This window comes from Streptomyces sp. NBC_00271 (genome assembly GCF_036178845.1).
GTDB lineage: Bacteria > Actinomycetota > Actinomycetes > Streptomycetales > Streptomycetaceae > Streptomyces.
On the sequence record NZ_CP108070.1, the window covers coordinates 7178224 to 7193385 of the forward strand.

13 protein-coding genes are annotated in these 15162 nt (G+C 70.6%); 8 read left to right on the forward strand and 5 right to left on the reverse strand.

Annotation, left to right across the window (positions count from 1 at the left end; genetic code table 11):
- Positions 1 to 302 precede the first annotated feature (302 nt).
- The gene (locus OG798_RS32770) at positions 303 to 977 is read left to right on the forward strand and encodes an RNA polymerase sigma factor (RefSeq protein WP_095852967.1); all 675 of its coding nucleotides are present in this window, start codon (positions 303 to 305) and stop codon (positions 975 to 977) included.
- Positions 977 to 2026, forward strand: a complete 1050-nt coding sequence (locus OG798_RS32775; protein ID WP_097224986.1) for a hypothetical protein — start codon at positions 977 to 979, stop codon at positions 2024 to 2026. The genes OG798_RS32770 and OG798_RS32775 overlap by 1 nt, the downstream gene beginning before the upstream one ends.
- 342 nt (positions 2027 to 2368) lie before the next feature.
- Here the strand turns inward: OG798_RS32775 and OG798_RS32780 are convergent, their stop codons facing one another.
- On the reverse strand, positions 2369 to 3223 hold the full coding sequence (locus tag OG798_RS32780) for a L,D-transpeptidase family protein (RefSeq protein ID WP_121415232.1): 855 nt from the start codon (positions 3221 to 3223) through the stop codon (positions 2369 to 2371).
- Positions 3224 to 3451: 228 nt separating this feature from the next.
- Here OG798_RS32780 and OG798_RS32785 point away from each other — a divergent pair, with 228 nt between their 5' ends.
- The 3 genes from OG798_RS32785 to leuE all read left to right on the forward strand — a co-directional run bounded on the left by OG798_RS32785 (position 3452) and on the right by leuE (position 6408).
- On the forward strand, positions 3452 to 5032 hold the full coding sequence (locus OG798_RS32785; protein WP_097224984.1) for an acyl-CoA mutase large subunit family protein: 1581 nt from the start codon (positions 3452 to 3454) through the stop codon (positions 5030 to 5032).
- 92 nt (positions 5033 to 5124) lie between these two features.
- Complete coding sequence (locus OG798_RS32790; RefSeq protein ID WP_267062667.1) at positions 5125 to 5703, forward strand: Uma2 family endonuclease; 579 nt, start codon at positions 5125 to 5127, stop codon at positions 5701 to 5703.
- Positions 5704 to 5754: 51 nt separating this feature from the next.
- Complete coding sequence (gene leuE / locus OG798_RS32795) at positions 5755 to 6408, forward strand: leucine efflux protein LeuE (protein WP_095852963.1); 654 nt, start codon at positions 5755 to 5757, stop codon at positions 6406 to 6408.
- Here the strand turns inward: leuE and OG798_RS32800 are convergent.
- Positions 6405 to 7856 (reverse strand): FAD-dependent oxidoreductase, encoded by a 1452-nt coding sequence (locus tag OG798_RS32800; RefSeq protein WP_328760109.1) that lies wholly within the window; start codon positions 7854 to 7856, stop codon positions 6405 to 6407. The genes leuE and OG798_RS32800 overlap by 4 nt on opposite strands.
- 136 nt (positions 7857 to 7992) lie before the next feature.
- On the opposite strand from OG798_RS32800, the gene OG798_RS32805 reads away from it, so the two are divergent.
- The gene (locus OG798_RS32805) at positions 7993 to 8643 is read left to right on the forward strand and encodes a TetR/AcrR family transcriptional regulator (protein WP_097224982.1); all 651 of its coding nucleotides are present in this window, start codon (positions 7993 to 7995) and stop codon (positions 8641 to 8643) included.
- A gap of 14 nt (positions 8644 to 8657) precedes the next feature.
- Here OG798_RS32805 and OG798_RS32810 read toward each other — a convergent pair whose 3' ends face one another.
- The 3 genes from OG798_RS32810 to OG798_RS32820 all read right to left on the reverse strand — a co-directional run bounded on the left by OG798_RS32810 (position 8658) and on the right by OG798_RS32820 (position 12319).
- Entirely contained in the window at positions 8658 to 9842 is a 1185-nt protein-coding gene (locus tag OG798_RS32810) for an acyltransferase family protein (protein WP_382125365.1), read from the reverse strand.
- A gap of 165 nt (positions 9843 to 10007) precedes the next feature.
- Positions 10008 to 11342 (reverse strand): alpha-2,8-polysialyltransferase family protein, encoded by a 1335-nt coding sequence (locus OG798_RS32815; RefSeq protein ID WP_097224981.1) that lies wholly within the window; start codon positions 11340 to 11342, stop codon positions 10008 to 10010.
- Entirely contained in the window at positions 11339 to 12319 is a 981-nt protein-coding gene (locus OG798_RS32820) for a glycosyltransferase family 2 protein (RefSeq protein WP_054233676.1), read from the reverse strand. The genes OG798_RS32815 and OG798_RS32820 overlap by 4 nt, the downstream gene beginning before the upstream one ends.
- A 198-nt stretch (positions 12320 to 12517) precedes the next feature.
- Here OG798_RS32820 and OG798_RS32825 point away from each other — a divergent pair, with 198 nt between their 5' ends.
- Both OG798_RS32825 and OG798_RS32830 read left to right on the forward strand, forming a co-directional pair.
- Positions 12518 to 13843 (forward strand): DUF6716 putative glycosyltransferase, encoded by a 1326-nt coding sequence (locus tag OG798_RS32825; RefSeq protein WP_121418337.1) that lies wholly within the window; start codon positions 12518 to 12520, stop codon positions 13841 to 13843.
- 73 nt (positions 13844 to 13916) lie between these two features.
- Complete coding sequence (locus OG798_RS32830; protein WP_328758119.1) at positions 13917 to 15149, forward strand: N-acylneuraminate cytidylyltransferase; 1233 nt, start codon at positions 13917 to 13919, stop codon at positions 15147 to 15149.
- Positions 15150 to 15162 lie beyond the last annotated feature (13 nt).

Consider the following 15162-nt stretch of genomic DNA (forward strand, 5'->3'; position numbering starts at 1 on the left):
GCCACCCCCCACAGGAGAGGCCCCGACCGTCGCGCGGCACGGGCCGCGCGGCGACCCGTACTCTCTACAGCGCCGCGGCTGCGTTTTCTGTCACACCTCGCTGTGTCACCAGTTAGTTGCATCCTGTACGAACATGGACGGGGAGCGGTTTCAGGCCGTAACGTGCCATTCGCGCCGGGGTGCGGAGGACCGACAACCGCACCCATGAGGGGCCTAGGACCGCAACCACCAATTGAGGAACCACAACGGCGAGCAACCCGGTCCGCGAAAGCGGCGCCGGCTGAGGCGCAGAAGGGCGCGCGGTGCTGGGGGACGACGCGGGGCTGACCGCCGCGGTGCTTGCGGCACAGGACGGGGACGAGACCGCGTTCCGGACTGTGTACCGCTCGGTGCACCCACGGCTGCTCGGATACGTACGGACGCTGGTCGGTGACCCGGACGCGGAGGACGTCACGTCCGAGGCCTGGCTGCAGATCGCCCGTGACCTGGAGAGGTTCAGCGGTGACGCGGACCGCTTCCGTGGCTGGGCCGCCCGGATCGCCCGCAACCGCGCCCTCGACCACATACGCATGCGCGGGCGCCGCCCCGCGATCGGCGGTGACGAGACGGAACTGACCACGAAGGCCGGGGACTCCGACACCGCGGGCGAGGCGATCGAGGCGCTGGCCACCGACAGCACCCTCTCGCTGATCGCCCAACTCCCCCAGGACCAGGCGGAGGCCGTCGTGCTGCGCGTGGTCGTCGGCCTCGACGCCAAGACCGCGGCCGAGACCCTCGGCAAGCGCCCCGGAGCCGTCCGCACCGCGGCCCACCGCGGTCTCAAGCGGCTCGCGGAGCTGCTCGGCGCGGATCCGGAATCCGCGGGCGGCCTCGGTGCCGTCCCCCCACAAAGAGAGTCACGAAGAGAGTCGCGCACACGCGCGGTGACGTCCGCGGGTGTGACGCATACGCGTTCGCGGACGCAGAAGGACATGTGATGGCCGACGAGCAGGACAAGTGGCTGGACCGTGACGCCGCGGAGCGTCTGCTGCGTGGTGAGCCGCTGGAAGCCGTCGACGCCGACACCCAGGGCCGGGCCAAGCGGCTCGCCGACGTGCTCGGTGCGCTGGCCCACGAACCCGCGCCGACCAGTGCCGAACTCCCCGGCGAGGCTGCCGCGTTGGCCGCGTTCCAGCAGGCGCGCGCGGGCCGGAACGGCGAGGTCGCCCAGCGCGGCGGACGGGTGCGCGCGAGGGCCGCGGCCCACTCCGCCGACTCGGATCTCATCCGGCTGGGCCGTCCGGCTCCGGCCCCGCGGGGGCCCCGTTGGGGCCGTCCGGTGCGCCTCGGGATCGTTGCCGCGCTGGCCGCGGGCATGATCGGCGGGGTCGCCGTCGCGGCCGGAACCGGAGTGCTGCCGACTCCGTTCCGTGACGACTCGCCACACCCGGCCGCGACGATTTCCGCGGCACAGACACCGCGACAGCCGTTCCTCACGCCGTCGCCGGGAGCGTCGAAGACCGACGGTTCCGAGGTGCCGGTCCCGGCCGCCACCACGAGCGCGCCAACCGGCGCCGGTGCCCCCGGCGACGACGAGGCCCAGGGGCCCGGCGCGCCGAGCGGACAGCCCGACTCCTCCGATGCGGGGCGGTCGGCCCGCGCCCGCGAGTGGTGGGCCAAGACACGCGCGAACTGCCGCGACGTGCTGGACGGCAAGACCCTGGAGTCCGGCCGCAGGCGTGTCCTGGTGGACGCCGCGGGCGGCGTCCGGCGCGTGACGAAGTACTGCAAGGGCATTCTGGGCCGGACGGGCGCCAACGCGGGCGAGGACCGGGGCGACCAGGGCCGGCAGGGCGACGAGGGCTCGGACTCCGGCTCCGACCAGGGGGCCGGGGGCGGTTCCGGCGACGGCTCCGGTGGCGGGGACAACGGCGGCGACGGCGACGGCCACACAGGCTCGGGCGGCTCGGGGGGCCATCACGGCCACAACGGGATCCTCGCCCCGTCGCCGCGTTCGGTCGTCGCGCCGCTGCTGCCGACTTCCTGAGCACCCGCTCCCGCCGACTTCCTGAGCACCCGCTGCCGCCGACCTCCCGAGCAGGCTTTCGGTCATCCGTCCCGGGTGCGTTCTCAGCCACCCGGACTCCGGCGAACCCTGCAATCTGCTCTCTGAACTGCGGTTTCTCACTCCCTCGGAATTTTCTTCCCCCCAGGTGTGACGTTTTCGGTCGCGCCGACGCAGTACTGGGTGAGCCGACTGGTCATCGGCCGTCGCACCGAGCCGGGGTTCCCCCCGTACCCAGGCCTGGTGCACATCGGCGCGGGCGGGACACGTTCCCCCGGTCCCGCCCGCGCCCCATCACCTCTTCCGCCCTCTCCGGGCCGGCCGTCACCAGTAGACGACGACCTTGTCCCCGCCTCGGACCTGCGCGAACAGCGCCGCGATCTTCCCCTCGTCCCGTACGTTGACGCAGCCGTGCGAGGCGCCGTAGTAGCCGCGGGCCGCGAAGTCGGGGGAGTAGTGGACCGCCTGGCCGCCGCTGAAGAACATCGCGTACGGCATGGACGTGTGGTAGATCGTCGACACGTGGTAGCGCGATTTGAAGTAGACGCTGAAGACCCCTTCGCGGGTCGGCGTGTACTGCGAGCCGAACCGCACATCCATCTCCGAGACCGTCCTCCCGTCGATCATCCAGCGCAGGGTGCGGCTCGTCTTGCTGATACACAGCACCCGGCCCGTCATACAGCGCGGGTCGGGCCGCGCGGCGGGCTGCCCGCCGTACGGGTACAACTCCCACGCGGCCGGCTTGTGCGTCATCCCCCGCAGCCGCTCCCAGGTGACGGCGTCCAGTTCGCCGGTCCGCGGCAGCCCGCGCTTGCCCTGGAACCCCTTCACCGCGGTGACCGTCGAGGTGTCGTACCTCCCCGTCGGCGCCGGGATGAGCCAGGCGAGCTGGTGCAGCCGGGCCTGGACCTCGCGGACGTCGTTCCCCTTGTCGCCGCGGGACCAGAGGACCTTGGGGGCGGCGGACGGCGTCGTGCCCGGCTTGTCGTCCCCGGGCGTGGCCGAACGGTCCGTCTTCGAGGCGGACGGCGGCGTGCTGCTCCGCGTGCTGCCCGGCGTCTTTCCCCGCGTGCTCCCGTGCGTGCTCCCGTTCGCGTCCACGGCCTGGGCCGTACAGCCACCCACCGCGACGAGTGCCACGAGGGCGGCCAGCGATCTCCCCATACCAGTCGTACGCATTCCAACCCCCGGTGCGTCGTCGTGTCCCCTGAGATGCTCCCCAGGCGCGCCCGGTTGCGAACGACGCGCCATCCTGGGAAATGAAGCGTGTGAGCAATGAATCCTGAGAGCGATGAAGCCTGTGAGCAAGGTCCCAGCGCGGTCCTCTCCATCCCGCGCACGGCCGCCGCTACAGTCCGTGGCGAGGGTCGGACCTACCAGTAAGTAACTTCAGCGGGAGGCACACCAATGGCGCGCGAGTCGGAGTCCGGACTGCCCATCGAGCCCCTCTACGGACCCGAGGTTCTGGAGGGCTGGGATCCGGCCGAGAAGCTGGGCGAGCCGGGCGCGTACCCCTTCACCCGCGGTGTCTACCCGTCGATGTACACGGGCCGCCCGTGGACGATGCGTCAGTACGCGGGCTTCGGCACGGCCGTGGAGTCGAACGCGCGCTACAAGCAGCTGATCGCGAACGGCACGATGGGCCTGTCGGTCGCCTTCGACCTGCCCACCCAGATGGGCCACGACTCGGACGCGCCGATCGCGCACGGCGAGGTCGGCAAGGTCGGGGTGGCCATCGACTCGGTGGAGGACATGCGGATCCTGTTCGGCGGCATCCCGCTGGACAAGGTGTCCACGTCGATGACGATCAACGCGCCCGCGGCGCTGCTCCTGCTCATGTACCAGCTGGTGGGGGAGGAACAGGGCGTCCCGGCCGATCAGCTGACGGGCACGATCCAGAACGACGTGCTCAAGGAGTACATCGCGCGCGGCACGTACATCTTCCCGCCCAAGCCCTCCCTGCGGCTGATCGCGGACATCTTCAAGTACTGCAAGGCCGAGATCCCGAAGTGGAACACCATCTCGATCTCCGGCTACCACATGGCCGAGGCCGGTGCCTCGCCCGCGCAGGAGATCGCGTTCACCCTCGCCGACGGCATCGAGTACGTCCGCACGGCCGTGGCCGCCGGCATGGACGTCGACGACTTCGCCCCCCGCCTGTCCTTCTTCTTCGTCGCCCGTACGACGATCCTGGAGGAGGTCGCGAAGTTCCGCGCGGCCAGGCGCATCTGGGCGCGGGTGATGCGGGAGGAGTTCGGCGCGAAGGACCCGAAGTCGCTGATGCTGCGCTTCCACACCCAGACCGCCGGGGTCCAGCTGACCGCCCAGCAGCCGGAGGTGAACCTGGTGCGCGTCGCGGTCCAGGGCCTGGGCGCGGTTCTCGGCGGCACGCAGTCGCTCCACACCAACTCCTTCGACGAGGCGATCGCGCTCCCGACGGACAAGAGCGCGCGCCTGGCGCTGCGGACGCAGCAGGTCCTGGCGTACGAGACGGACGTGACGGCGACGGTCGACCCCTTCGCCGGCAGTTACGTCATCGAGAAGATGACCGACGACGTCGAGGCGGCCACGGTCGAACTGATGGCGCGGGTCGAGGAGCTGGGCGGCGCGGTGGCCGCGATCGAGCACGGCTTCCAGAAGGGCGAGATCGAGCGCAGCGCCTACCGGATCGCGCAGGAGACCGACTCCGGTGAACGGGTCGTGGTCGGCGTCAACCGCTTCCAGCTCGACGCGGAGGAGCCGTACGAGCCCCTCCGCGTCGACCCGGCCATCGAGGCCCAGCAGGCCGAACGCCTCACCAAGCTCCGCGCCGAGCGTGACCAGTCGGCGGTGGACGCGGCCCTCGCCGACCTCAGGAAGGCGGCCGAGGGCACGGACAACGTCCTCTACCCCATGAAGGACGCCCTGCGCGCCCGCGCGACGGTGGGCGAGGTGTGCAACGCGTTGCGGGGGGTTTGGGGGACGTATGTGCCGAGCGATGCGTTCTGAGCTGGCCGATTGCCCCGTTTGGGTGATCGGGGGTGGAAAGCGCACGCCCCCGGTTACGCTCATGAAGAGTGACCCCTGAAAAGGAGGATGCCGTGGCCGTACTGCAACACGAGCTGACGCTGGGCGAAGCCGCCGAACAGCTCTCCCGTGCACTGCCTGGGCACCGCGTGGAGATTCTCCAGGGGAGGCTCGTTGTGACACCGCCGCCGGATGGCTCGCATGCGCTGTCGTTGTCTTGGCTGGTTGAAGCATTTGGAGGGGCGGGTGCACGGAAAGCCGGGCTCAGATATGTCCAAGGCATTGGCCTCTGGCTGCCTGCGCTGCCTGACGACTACGCGATCCCGGACTTCTCGGTCGTCGACGAGGACTTCCGCGAGGCTCTGGTTCAGAAGAACTGCTACGCCCCGAACGCTTTCCGCCTGGTCATGGAAGTGACGTCCTCGAACTGGTCCGACGACTTGGGCCCCAAGGTCGAGAGTTACGCGCAGGCCGGCATCCCGGTCTACATCGTGGTCGACCGCAAACACGACGAGGTGCTGCTCCACCAGAACCCGGTCGACGGGAAGTACGACGTGCCCCAGCGCTTCAAACGTGGCCAGAGCGTTCCGGTCCCCGACTCCGTCGGTGTCGCACTCGACCTCGCCGTCGACACCCTCCTCGACGGCGACTGACCACCGACGCCCGAAGATGGAGTGTCGTACTCTCGTGCGACACTCCACCTCATGCTTGGTGTTATCGACCTCCCGACCTATCTCGCGGGACTCGTGCTGATCGTTCTGCTTCCCGGTCCGAACTCGCTGTACGTGCTGTCCGTCGCCGCCCGCAAGGGCATACGCACGGGATACACGGCCGCCGCGGGTGTCTGGTGCGGGGACACCGTCCTGATGACCCTGTCCGCGGCCGGAGTCGCCTCGCTGCTGCAGGCCAACGCCGTGCTGTTCGGGATCGTGAAGTACGCCGGGGCCGGATATCTGACATGGCTGGCGTTCGGGATGCTGCGCGCCGCGTGGGGCATGTGGCGCACCCGGCACGAACGGGCCGAGGAGAGCGAGGCCGCCGCCGCGCCGGCCGCCGAGGAGCGGCCCTTCCGGCGGGCGCTGGTGATCAGCCTGTTCAACCCGAAGGCGATCCTGTTCTTCGTCGCCTTCTTCGTGCAGTTCGTGGACCCGGGCTACGCCTACCCGGCCCTTTCCTTCGTCGTCCTCGGCGCCTTCGCCCAGCTCGCCAGCTTCCTGTACCTCACCGCGCTGATCTTCAGCGGGACGAGGCTGGCGGCGGCCTTCCGGCGGCGCAAGCGGCTCTCGGCGGGGGCCACGACCGCGGCGGGCGCCCTGTTCCTGGGCTTCGCCGTGAAGCTCACCCTGGCCAGCGCCTAGGACAGTTCCTCGGCCAGGTCCTGGGAGAGGCCCTGGCCCAGGACGCCCAGGCGCGTCGCGTACTCCCGCAGCCCCGAAGCCGTGTCGCCCGTCCACCCCACGTAACCGTCGGGGCGGATCAGGAAGAGGCCGGTGCCGTACGACTCGTGCGCGGGGATGCCGACCGTGCGGACGGGGAGTGCCGGTGCCTGGATTTCCGGCCCGGCCGCGAGCAGGGTCCAATGGGGGCCGCGGAAGGCGTCGAAGAGCCGGGTGCCGTCGGGGAGAGGGGCGTCCGGGGCGCGGTCGCCGGCCCGCAGGGCGTTCTCCGGGAAGCCCTCGCGCAGGTCCGTCGAGAGTGACGAGTCCCGGTAGCCCAGGCCGAGTTGACCCGTCGTCTGCGTGCTGCGCCGGGCCTCGCCGCGGTGGACGGCCGTGGACAGGCCGAGCATGCGCGCGGCAACGGGCCGCCGTTCCTCCTCGTAGGAGTCGAGGAGCGCCTCGGGGGCGCCGTCGCCCAGCACCGCGCCCAGTTTCCAGCCCAGGTTGTAGGCGTCCTGGACGCTGGTGTTGAGGCCCTGGCCGCCGGCCGGGGAGTGGATGTGTGCCGCGTCCCCGGCGAGGAAGACGCGCCCCGCGCGGAAGCGGTCCGCCAGCGCCGCCCGCGGGCGGAAGTCCGAGGCCCAGCGCACCTCGGTCACGGCCTCGGGGGCGAGATGCGAGCGGGCGGCGACGACCTTCCGTACGCCCTCCAGGGACAGATCGGGCTCGGTCCCCTCCGGGAACTGGGCGGTGAGCTGGAAGTCCTCGGTGCCGGCGAGCGGGCAGATCGCCAGGAAGCCGTCGTCGTCGCCCCGGGGCGGGAACACGTGCCAGTGGTCGCGGTCCAGGCCCGTGACACGGACGTCGGCCACCAGCACCGGATGCGGGTCGACCGTCTCGCCGGTCATGGCGATCCCGAGCGTGCGCCGCACGGTCGAGCGGCCGCCGTCGGCGCCGACGAGGTACCGCGCGCGGACGGGGGAGCCGGCGGCGAAGTGGGCCGTCACCCCGTCCGGGTCCTGGGTGATCGTCAGCAGTTCGCGCCCGAAGGCGACGCTTCCGCCCAGCTCGACGAGGCGCGCGAAGAGGATCTCCTGCGTACGCCACTGCGGCACCATCCACGGCTCGGCGTACGGCGAATCGTCGCTCGCCTCGGCCGGGTCGAACATCCGGTGCTCGCCCTGCGGCTTCCCGTCCTGCCAGATCATCCCGACCGGGTAGGGGCCGCCGGCCGCGTGGATCGCGTCGAGTACGCCGAGGTCCTCGAAGACCTCCCTCGTGCGCGGCTGGATGCCCTTGCCGCGCGACCCGGGGAACAGACCGTCGGTCCGCTCCACGACGAGCGCGTCCACCCCGCGCCGGGCGAGATCGACGCCGAGGGCGAGACCGGCGGGGCCCGCCCCCACGATCAGAACGTCCACGTCCACGTCCGAGCCGATGTTCCGGCCCGCGCCCGCGCCCGCGCCCGCCGCCGTTGCCTGTGCTGCCATGACCACACTCTCCTTAACGTTGTTAAGTGCTGGCGTTTCCGAGCGTGGCCTTAACGGTGTTAAGTTGTCAAGTGTGAGTACGGAACGAAGAGCGCCGCTCGACCGCAAGCGCGTCGCGGACACCGCCCTGAAACTCCTGAACGAGGGGGGACTGGAGGGCCTGACCCTGCGCGCCATCGCCAAGGAGCTGGACGTCAAGGCGCCCGCCCTGTACTGGCACTTCAAGGACAAACAGGCGCTGCTCGACGAGATGGCGACGGAGATGTACCGCCGGATGACCGAGGCCGCGCCGGTCGACCCCGGCGCCACTTGGCAGGAGCGGCTCCTGACGGCCAACCGCGCACTGCGCGCCGCGCTGCTGAGCTACCGCGACGGTGCCAGGGTCTTCAGCGGCTCACGCTTCACCGGCACTCTGCACGCGGTCGAGATGGAGCAGAACCTGCGCCTGCTCACGGACGCGGGCTTCACCCTCGCCCAGGCGGTCCGGGCGGCCACGACGGCCTACCTCTACACCCTCGGGTTCGTCACCGAGGAGCAGGGCGTCCAGCCGCTCCCCGGGGAGCGCCGCGAGGGCTACGACGTGGACGACCGCGCCCGCCGGATGGCCGACTTCCCTCTGTCGGCCGCGGCGGGCGCGGAGATGTTCGAGGACTACGACCGGCACTTCGAGGAAGGGCTGGCCCTGGTGATCGAGGGGATCGGGACGCGGTACGGGATCGGCTGAACCCGCGGTGCGCCCTACGGCCGGGACGCCCCCACGGTCGGCCGGGGCTTCGCCAGCGCCGTGCGCAGTCTGGGCGTCAGCCAGTTCTCCACGTACCGGTTGAGGAGCCAGGCCAGGACCAGCATGCTCGTCGCCGTCAGCAGGAACGTGGCGTACGACGGGATGTGCAGCCCCTGGTGGAGGGCCTTGATGACGACCCAGCCCAGGTGCTCGTGGACGAGGTAGAAGGGGTACGTCAGCGCGCCCGCGACCGTCAGCCAGCGCCAGTTGGCCCAGCGCAGCCAACCCAGGGCGATCGCGGCGACCGCGACGTAGCCGAAGGTGACGACGAGGACGATGCCGTAGGTGGTGCGGTAGGAGAAGCCGTTCGCCTGCGGGGCGTGCCACAGCCCCTGCACCGCGTAGTGCTGGCCGATCAGCCAGCTCACGGCCACGATGCCCCAGGCGTACACGTCCTTGCGGTCGCGGTGCACCAGGTAGAGGCCGACACCGCCGATGAAGTACGGCGCGTACTCGGGCATCAGGACGATGTCCAGCAGCGGCATCTTGGCGCCCTGCGCGATGACGTAGGCCAGCGTCCAGCCGGCGCAGAACATGATCACGCGGCGGCGGTTCGCGCCGGGCAGGACGATGCACAGCGCGAAGAGGGCGTAGAAGCGGACCTCCGCCCACAGCGTCCAGCACACGCCCAGGACCCGGTCGACGCCGAGCGGGTACTGCAGCATCGTGAAGTTGACCAGGGTGTCGCTCGGCGAGACCGTCTTGAACGCGACCATCGGCAGTGCGAACACCACCGTCACCAGGATGATGGCGGCCCAGTACGCGGGCAGCAGCCGGGAGGCGCGGGAGGCGAAGAACGAGCGCAGCGGGCGGCCCCAGCCGCTCATGCAGATGACGAAGCCACTGATCACGAAGAACACCTGGACGCCCAGGCAGCCGTAAGCGAAGTACCCGTGCAGCACGGGGAACTGGTGGCGCGGAGAGCTGCCCCAGGCCTTCGCGACCTCGCCGTCGCGCCCGCCGTAGTGGTACGCGGCCACCATCAGCGCGGCGACCAGCCGCAGTCCGTCCAGTGCGCGCAGCCGCGTCTCCCGGCGCTTGGCCGGTATCGCGGGGGGCGGTGCGTCCGTGGGCGGCAGGACGGTGCGGGCCACGGTGCCCGTGGAGGCCACTTGGACGGCCTCGCGCGAGTCGATCACAGGTTTCCCCTCAACGGGACTCAGTGGACCCCAGCACACTAATCCGATTAATAAGGTTTACCTGGCCGTCCGACCGACGATTCGCCCGACGGTCCGTGCGTGTTCACCTGTATGTCGTTTCGGGTTCCCGGGCCGGCCCGCGACGGCCCGGCCCAGGACACCGGTTCAGCGACCCACGGCCCGCTTCAGCGAACGGGCGCGGCGTGCCACGCGGCGCACGGTGGCGTTGCGCGGGATGAACGCCAGCTGCGCCGGGACCGCGCCGGGCAGCGCCAGCGAGGTGAGGCGCTTGCGCTTGAAGTAGCGCCGGGTGTGGTGGTTCAGATGCCTGGTCAGGTAGGCCTCGGCGGCCGGGCGCAGGTCCGGGTAGATCTTCGGCTGCATCGCGAAGCCGACGGCCCGGACGAGGTCCGTCAGTGCCGTCACGTCCATGCTCCGGCGCTGCTCGTTGACGGCCGACTCGTCCGTCAGTTCGGGCAGCAGCGCGTCCACGATCGTGACGGGGACGCGGTTGCTGTTCTCGTACGGCGTGAGACGGTCGAGGAGGGGGCCGGTGCCGACGCGGGCGACCGGCAGGCCGTACAGCGCCGACGCGGTGAGCAGCGCGGTGGAGAAGCAGCCGACCACCAGGGCGGGGCGCATCCGCTGGTAGAGCACCTCGGCGAGGACCGGGGTGTCGAGCACGGTGAGGTCGGCGCCGAGCTTCTCGGCCTCCTTCTCCAGCAGGCGCGACCAGCGGGCCGGGGCCGAAGGATGCGGCTTGAACACCACGCGCGTGTGGCCGAGCGCGAGGGCGCCCTTCAGCATCCGTACGTGGAGGTTCTCCTCCTCCTCGGCGGTGAGGATGTCCAGCGCGGAGAGGTACTGGCCGAGCAGGAGGGCCGGTTCGTCGATCGACGGCAGCTCGTCACCGGTGTCGACGAGTTCGGCGAGGACCTTCACGAACGCGTCCGTCGGTACGATCTCGGGCTCGACGCCGAACTCCGTCAGGAGCAGCGGCTTGAGGCCGGGGACCAGGTCCAGGTGGAGCAGGCGGTCCACCCGCGTGCCGACCAGCGGGTCGATCTTGTTGCGGGTGGGGCCGTAGCTCATCAGGCCGTCCGCGTACACGGTGACGGGCGCGCCCATGAAGATCTGCGAGATGCCGAGCGCCGGGTTGACCTGGATCGACTCCACGGCCAGCTCGATGTCGTCGTCGCCGAGGTTCCAGGCGAGCCGCAGATGCCGCTCCCACAGGGGGACGTCGTCGAGCCGCGGGGCCCAGCCGCCGGGGTGGAAGGGCGAGATGGTCTCGTTCCACGAGATCACGTCGTCGAAGCGGCCGCGCAGCTGCTCGAACCCGGGCATCTCGTCGAGGCCGGGCGTCGTCTCGGGCGTCGCCGCGTTGTTGGAGACGAGCAGGATGCGCCGGTCGGCGGGGCGGAAGCAGTCGGTGTCCAGGGCCGCGGCGAGCGTGGCCGTGCCGTACAGCGTGGACGCCATGAAGATCTGGGTGGTCACGCGGCCACTCCCGTGGTGGAAGCCGGACGGCGGCGCAGCCGGCGCAGCCGCGTGGCGCGCTGCACGTCCATCGAGTCGAGGGCGTCGTCGAGCACGTCCTGCGGCATGTTCCGCAGAGCGACGGCGCTCATCGACTTCAGTTTCCGTGCCACTGCCGGCTCGAACCTTTCGATGGATCCCAGATGATGGGAAATAATCGCGCAATAGGTGCGCACGGCCTTGGGCAGGAGTTTTTCGGCGTCGCGGTCCGCCGCGGTTTCCGCCACCACCTGGTCGAACGCGCGAATGAAGTCGAGCTGGCGCACGTCCCCGATCTGGGTGAGGGAAGAGGCCACACCACGCCGGTAGAACACACCGAGAAGCCCCACCGTGGCGAAGGATTCCGCCTCCCGGTGCAGCTTCCAGATCCAGGGCCGGTCCTCGGCCGTCCGCAGGCCGTCGGTGAAGTGCAGCAGCCCCCGGTCGACCAGCCGGCGGTGGTAGATGCCCGCCCAGGCGTAGGCGTAGTCGACGGAGGTGGAGCGGTCGGCGGGCAGTATCGCGTCGCGGGGGTTCAGTACCACTCCGCGCCGGCCGTGCGGGACCCTGTGGATGGTGCGGGCCCGCGCGGTGCACTGGACATGGTCCGTACGGACGAAGTCGCAGCCCAGCTGTTCGATGGAGGCAACAAGTTGTTCGTAGTAGCCGGGGGCGAGCCAGTCGTCCCCGTCGAGGAACGTGAGGTATTCGCCGTGCGCCGCGTCGATGCCCGTGTTGCGCGCGGTCGCCAGTCCTCCGTTCTTCTCGTGTCTGACATACACCGCGCCGGGGAGCTCGCGCTCCGCGCGCGCGAGAATGTCCGGAGTTTCGTCTCGTGAACAGTCGTCCACGAGAACGAATTCGAAGTCCTCACGTGCGTTCGCACGCAGGCTCTTCAAGGTGTCGGGTGCATATTGCTGCACGTTGTAGAACGGCACGATGACGGAGAGCTTGACCACCCACGTGACGTTAGGCGGCGGCCCGGCATTCGTCTTGACCGTTGGTGAGATGTCAGGTGAACGACGCGTGGCGAAGCAGTGAACCCAGCTGATTTCCGGCTCGATCACGGCCTGATTCGCCATTCGTCGATGTGCTGTTAACCGTTTGTTGCATTCAGGTTGGGCCGCAACTCGGAATGGCTTCCTAGCGTCTTGGACGTGCCAGCAAGTACCAGGAAGTCCCTGCGGGTCGCCGTTCTCGCGGATTCCGATACCCGGTGGAAATGGGGTTCGCTCACCGCGAATCGCATTTCACCGGCTGAATCGGACATTCTGCTCGACGGTTATCTCCTGCGCGGCCGAGCCACCCCCACCGCCCGCCAGCTCGAAGAAGTCGGCGTCCGCGCGGATTCCCTCCGTGAGGTCACCGCCGTCGAATTCCTGCGCGCCATGGAAGGGGAGCCGTACGACGTCCTCGTCATCGCCCTCGTGGGCGGCGGTGTGCAGGCGATCCTGCACGGCCTGGCCCATGTCTGGGAGGGGCGGAGCAAGCGGCCCGTCGTCGTCACCGGCTACGTCGGCGTCGTCTACGAGAAGCTCGCCGACGGCCTGCTGCTGCGGCACGGCGCGGACCTCGTCCTCGCGAACTCCCGACAGGACGCGGAACGGTTCCGGGCCGTGTACGAGGGAGTGGGCGCCGACGCCTCCTCGGTGACGGAGGTGGCACTGCCCTTCCTGGGCGGCGCCGCCTACGAGAAGCACGACCCGTACACGGTCGTCTTCGCCGCCCAGCCCTCGGTCCCGGAGAACCGCAAGGACCGTACGTACCTGCTGAACCGGCTGATCCAGCACGCCCGCCTCCACCCGGACCGCGAGGTGCTGCTGAAGCTGCGCTCCAAGCCGGGCGAGCACACCACGCACATCGAGGAGCTGCCCTACCAGAAGCTGGCGCAGAAGACCGACCTGCCCGCCAACTTCCGCCTGGTGTACGGCCACATGGGCGAGGTGCTCGACCGCACCGACCTGCTGGTCACCATCAGCTCCACGGCGGCCCTGGAGTCCCTGCACCGCCGCATCCCCACCGTCGTCCTCAGCGACCTCGGGGTGCGCGAGGCGCTCGGCAACCACCACTTCGTGGGCTCCGGCTGCCTCGCCTCCTGGGACCAGCTCGACGCCGGGTACGAGCCGGCGCCCGACCCGGCCTGGGTGGCCCGGCAGGGCGTCGCAGCTGGGGGTCCCCCCTCTGGGGGAGGCTCGTACGAGACGGCCTTCGACGAGGCGCGCGCCCGGATCACCGGCCTGCTGGCGGCCCCCGGACTGCTGCCCCTCGCCCCCTACTACACGCCCGTCACCGCCCCCGGCTACCTCCCCGGGATCCTCGCCCGCCACCACCTCGCCCCGGACGGCAGCCCGCTGCCCGGCGCCCCCGCGGCCGACAAGGAGCCCAGCCCCGTACGGCAGATCGTCCGCCGGGCGGCCCGCGGCGCCTACCGCCACGGAGTGCAGCGCGTGGCCCCCGTGATCCGGCGGATGGGGGAGCTGTGACCACCACCGATCCCTCAGGTCTTCCGCCGATCCCCCAAGCCTTCCCCGTGTCCCTCGTCAAGGAGAACAGCGCATGACCAACTCGGAAGCGGGTCACGCGGCGCCGGTGCGCCGGGTGCTCGCGGTGATCCCCGCGCGCGGCGGCTCCAAGGGCGTCCCCGCCAAGAACCTCCTCCCGGTCGGCGGAGTGCCGCTGGTGGCCCGCGCGGTGCGCGAGTGCCGGGCGACGCGGCTCGTCACGGACGTCGTGGTCTCCACCGACGACCAGGCGATCGCCGCCGCCGCCCGCGAGGCGGGCGCCGAGGTCGTCCTGCGCCCCGCCGCCATCGCCGGTGACACCGCCACCTCCGAGGCCGCCGTCCTGCACGCCCTGGACGCCCACGAGGCGCTGCACGGATCCGCGGTCGACGTGGTCCTGCTCGTCCAGTGCACCAGCCCGTTCATCACGCGGGAGGACATCGACGGGGTCGCGGGCGCGGTCGTCGAGAACGGCGCCGACACCGCACTGACGGTGGCCAACTTCCACGGCTTCATCTGGCGCGACGCCGCCGAGGAGTCCACCGAGGGCGGCAACGGCGTCAACCACGACAAGTCCTTCCGGCCCCGCCGCCAGGACCGGCCCCAGGACCTCCTGGAGACCGGAGCGGCCTACGCCATGGACGCGACGGGCCTGCGCGAGCACCAGCACCGCTTCTTCGGCCGCACGGAGCTCGTCCGCACCGACCCGGCCCGCGTGCTGGAGATCGACGACCCGCACGACCTCGCCCGCGCCCGCGCGCTGGCCCCCCTCTTCGACGCGAACCGACCCGGTTCGCTCCCGACCGCGGAAGACATCGACGCGGTCGTCCTCGACTTCGACGGCACCCAGACCGACGACAGGGTGCTGATCGACTCCGACGGAAGGGAGCTCGTCTCCGTGCACCGCGGAGACGGCCTCGGTATCGCCGCCCTCCGCAAGAGCGGGCTGAAGATGCTGATCCTGTCCTCGGAACAGAACCCGGTGGTCGCCGCCCGGGCCCGGAAGCTCAAGATTCCGGTCCTGCACGGCATCGACCGCAAGGACCTCGCACTGAAGCAGTGGTGCGAGGAGCAGGGCATCGCGCCTGAGCGCGTGCTCTACGTCGGCAACGACGTCAACGACCTCCCGTGCTTCGCCCTCGTGGGCTGGCCCGTGGCGGTCGCGAGCGCCCACGACGTCGTGCGCGGCGCCGCACGCGCGGTCACCACCGTCCCCGGCGGCGACGGCGCGATCCGAGAGATCGCCAGCTGGATCCTCGGCCCTTCTCTCGACTCCCTCGACAAGTAAGGAACTTCTCCAC

Coding starts and splice junctions, on each gene's coding strand:
- OG798_RS32785 (WP_097224984.1), top strand. CDS start 3,452: ATGGCGCGCGAGTCGGAGTCCGGACTGCCCATCGAGCCCCTCTACGGA.
- OG798_RS32775 (WP_097224986.1), top strand. CDS start 977: ATGGCCGACGAGCAGGACAAGTGGCTGGACCGTGACGCCGCGGAGCGT.
- OG798_RS32830 (WP_328758119.1), top strand. CDS start 13,917: ATGACCAACTCGGAAGCGGGTCACGCGGCGCCGGTGCGCCGGGTGCTC.
- OG798_RS32780 (WP_121415232.1), bottom strand. CDS start 3,223: ATGCGTACGACTGGTATGGGGAGATCGCTGGCCGCCCTCGTGGCACTC.
- leuE (WP_095852963.1), top strand. CDS start 5,755: ATGCTTGGTGTTATCGACCTCCCGACCTATCTCGCGGGACTCGTGCTG.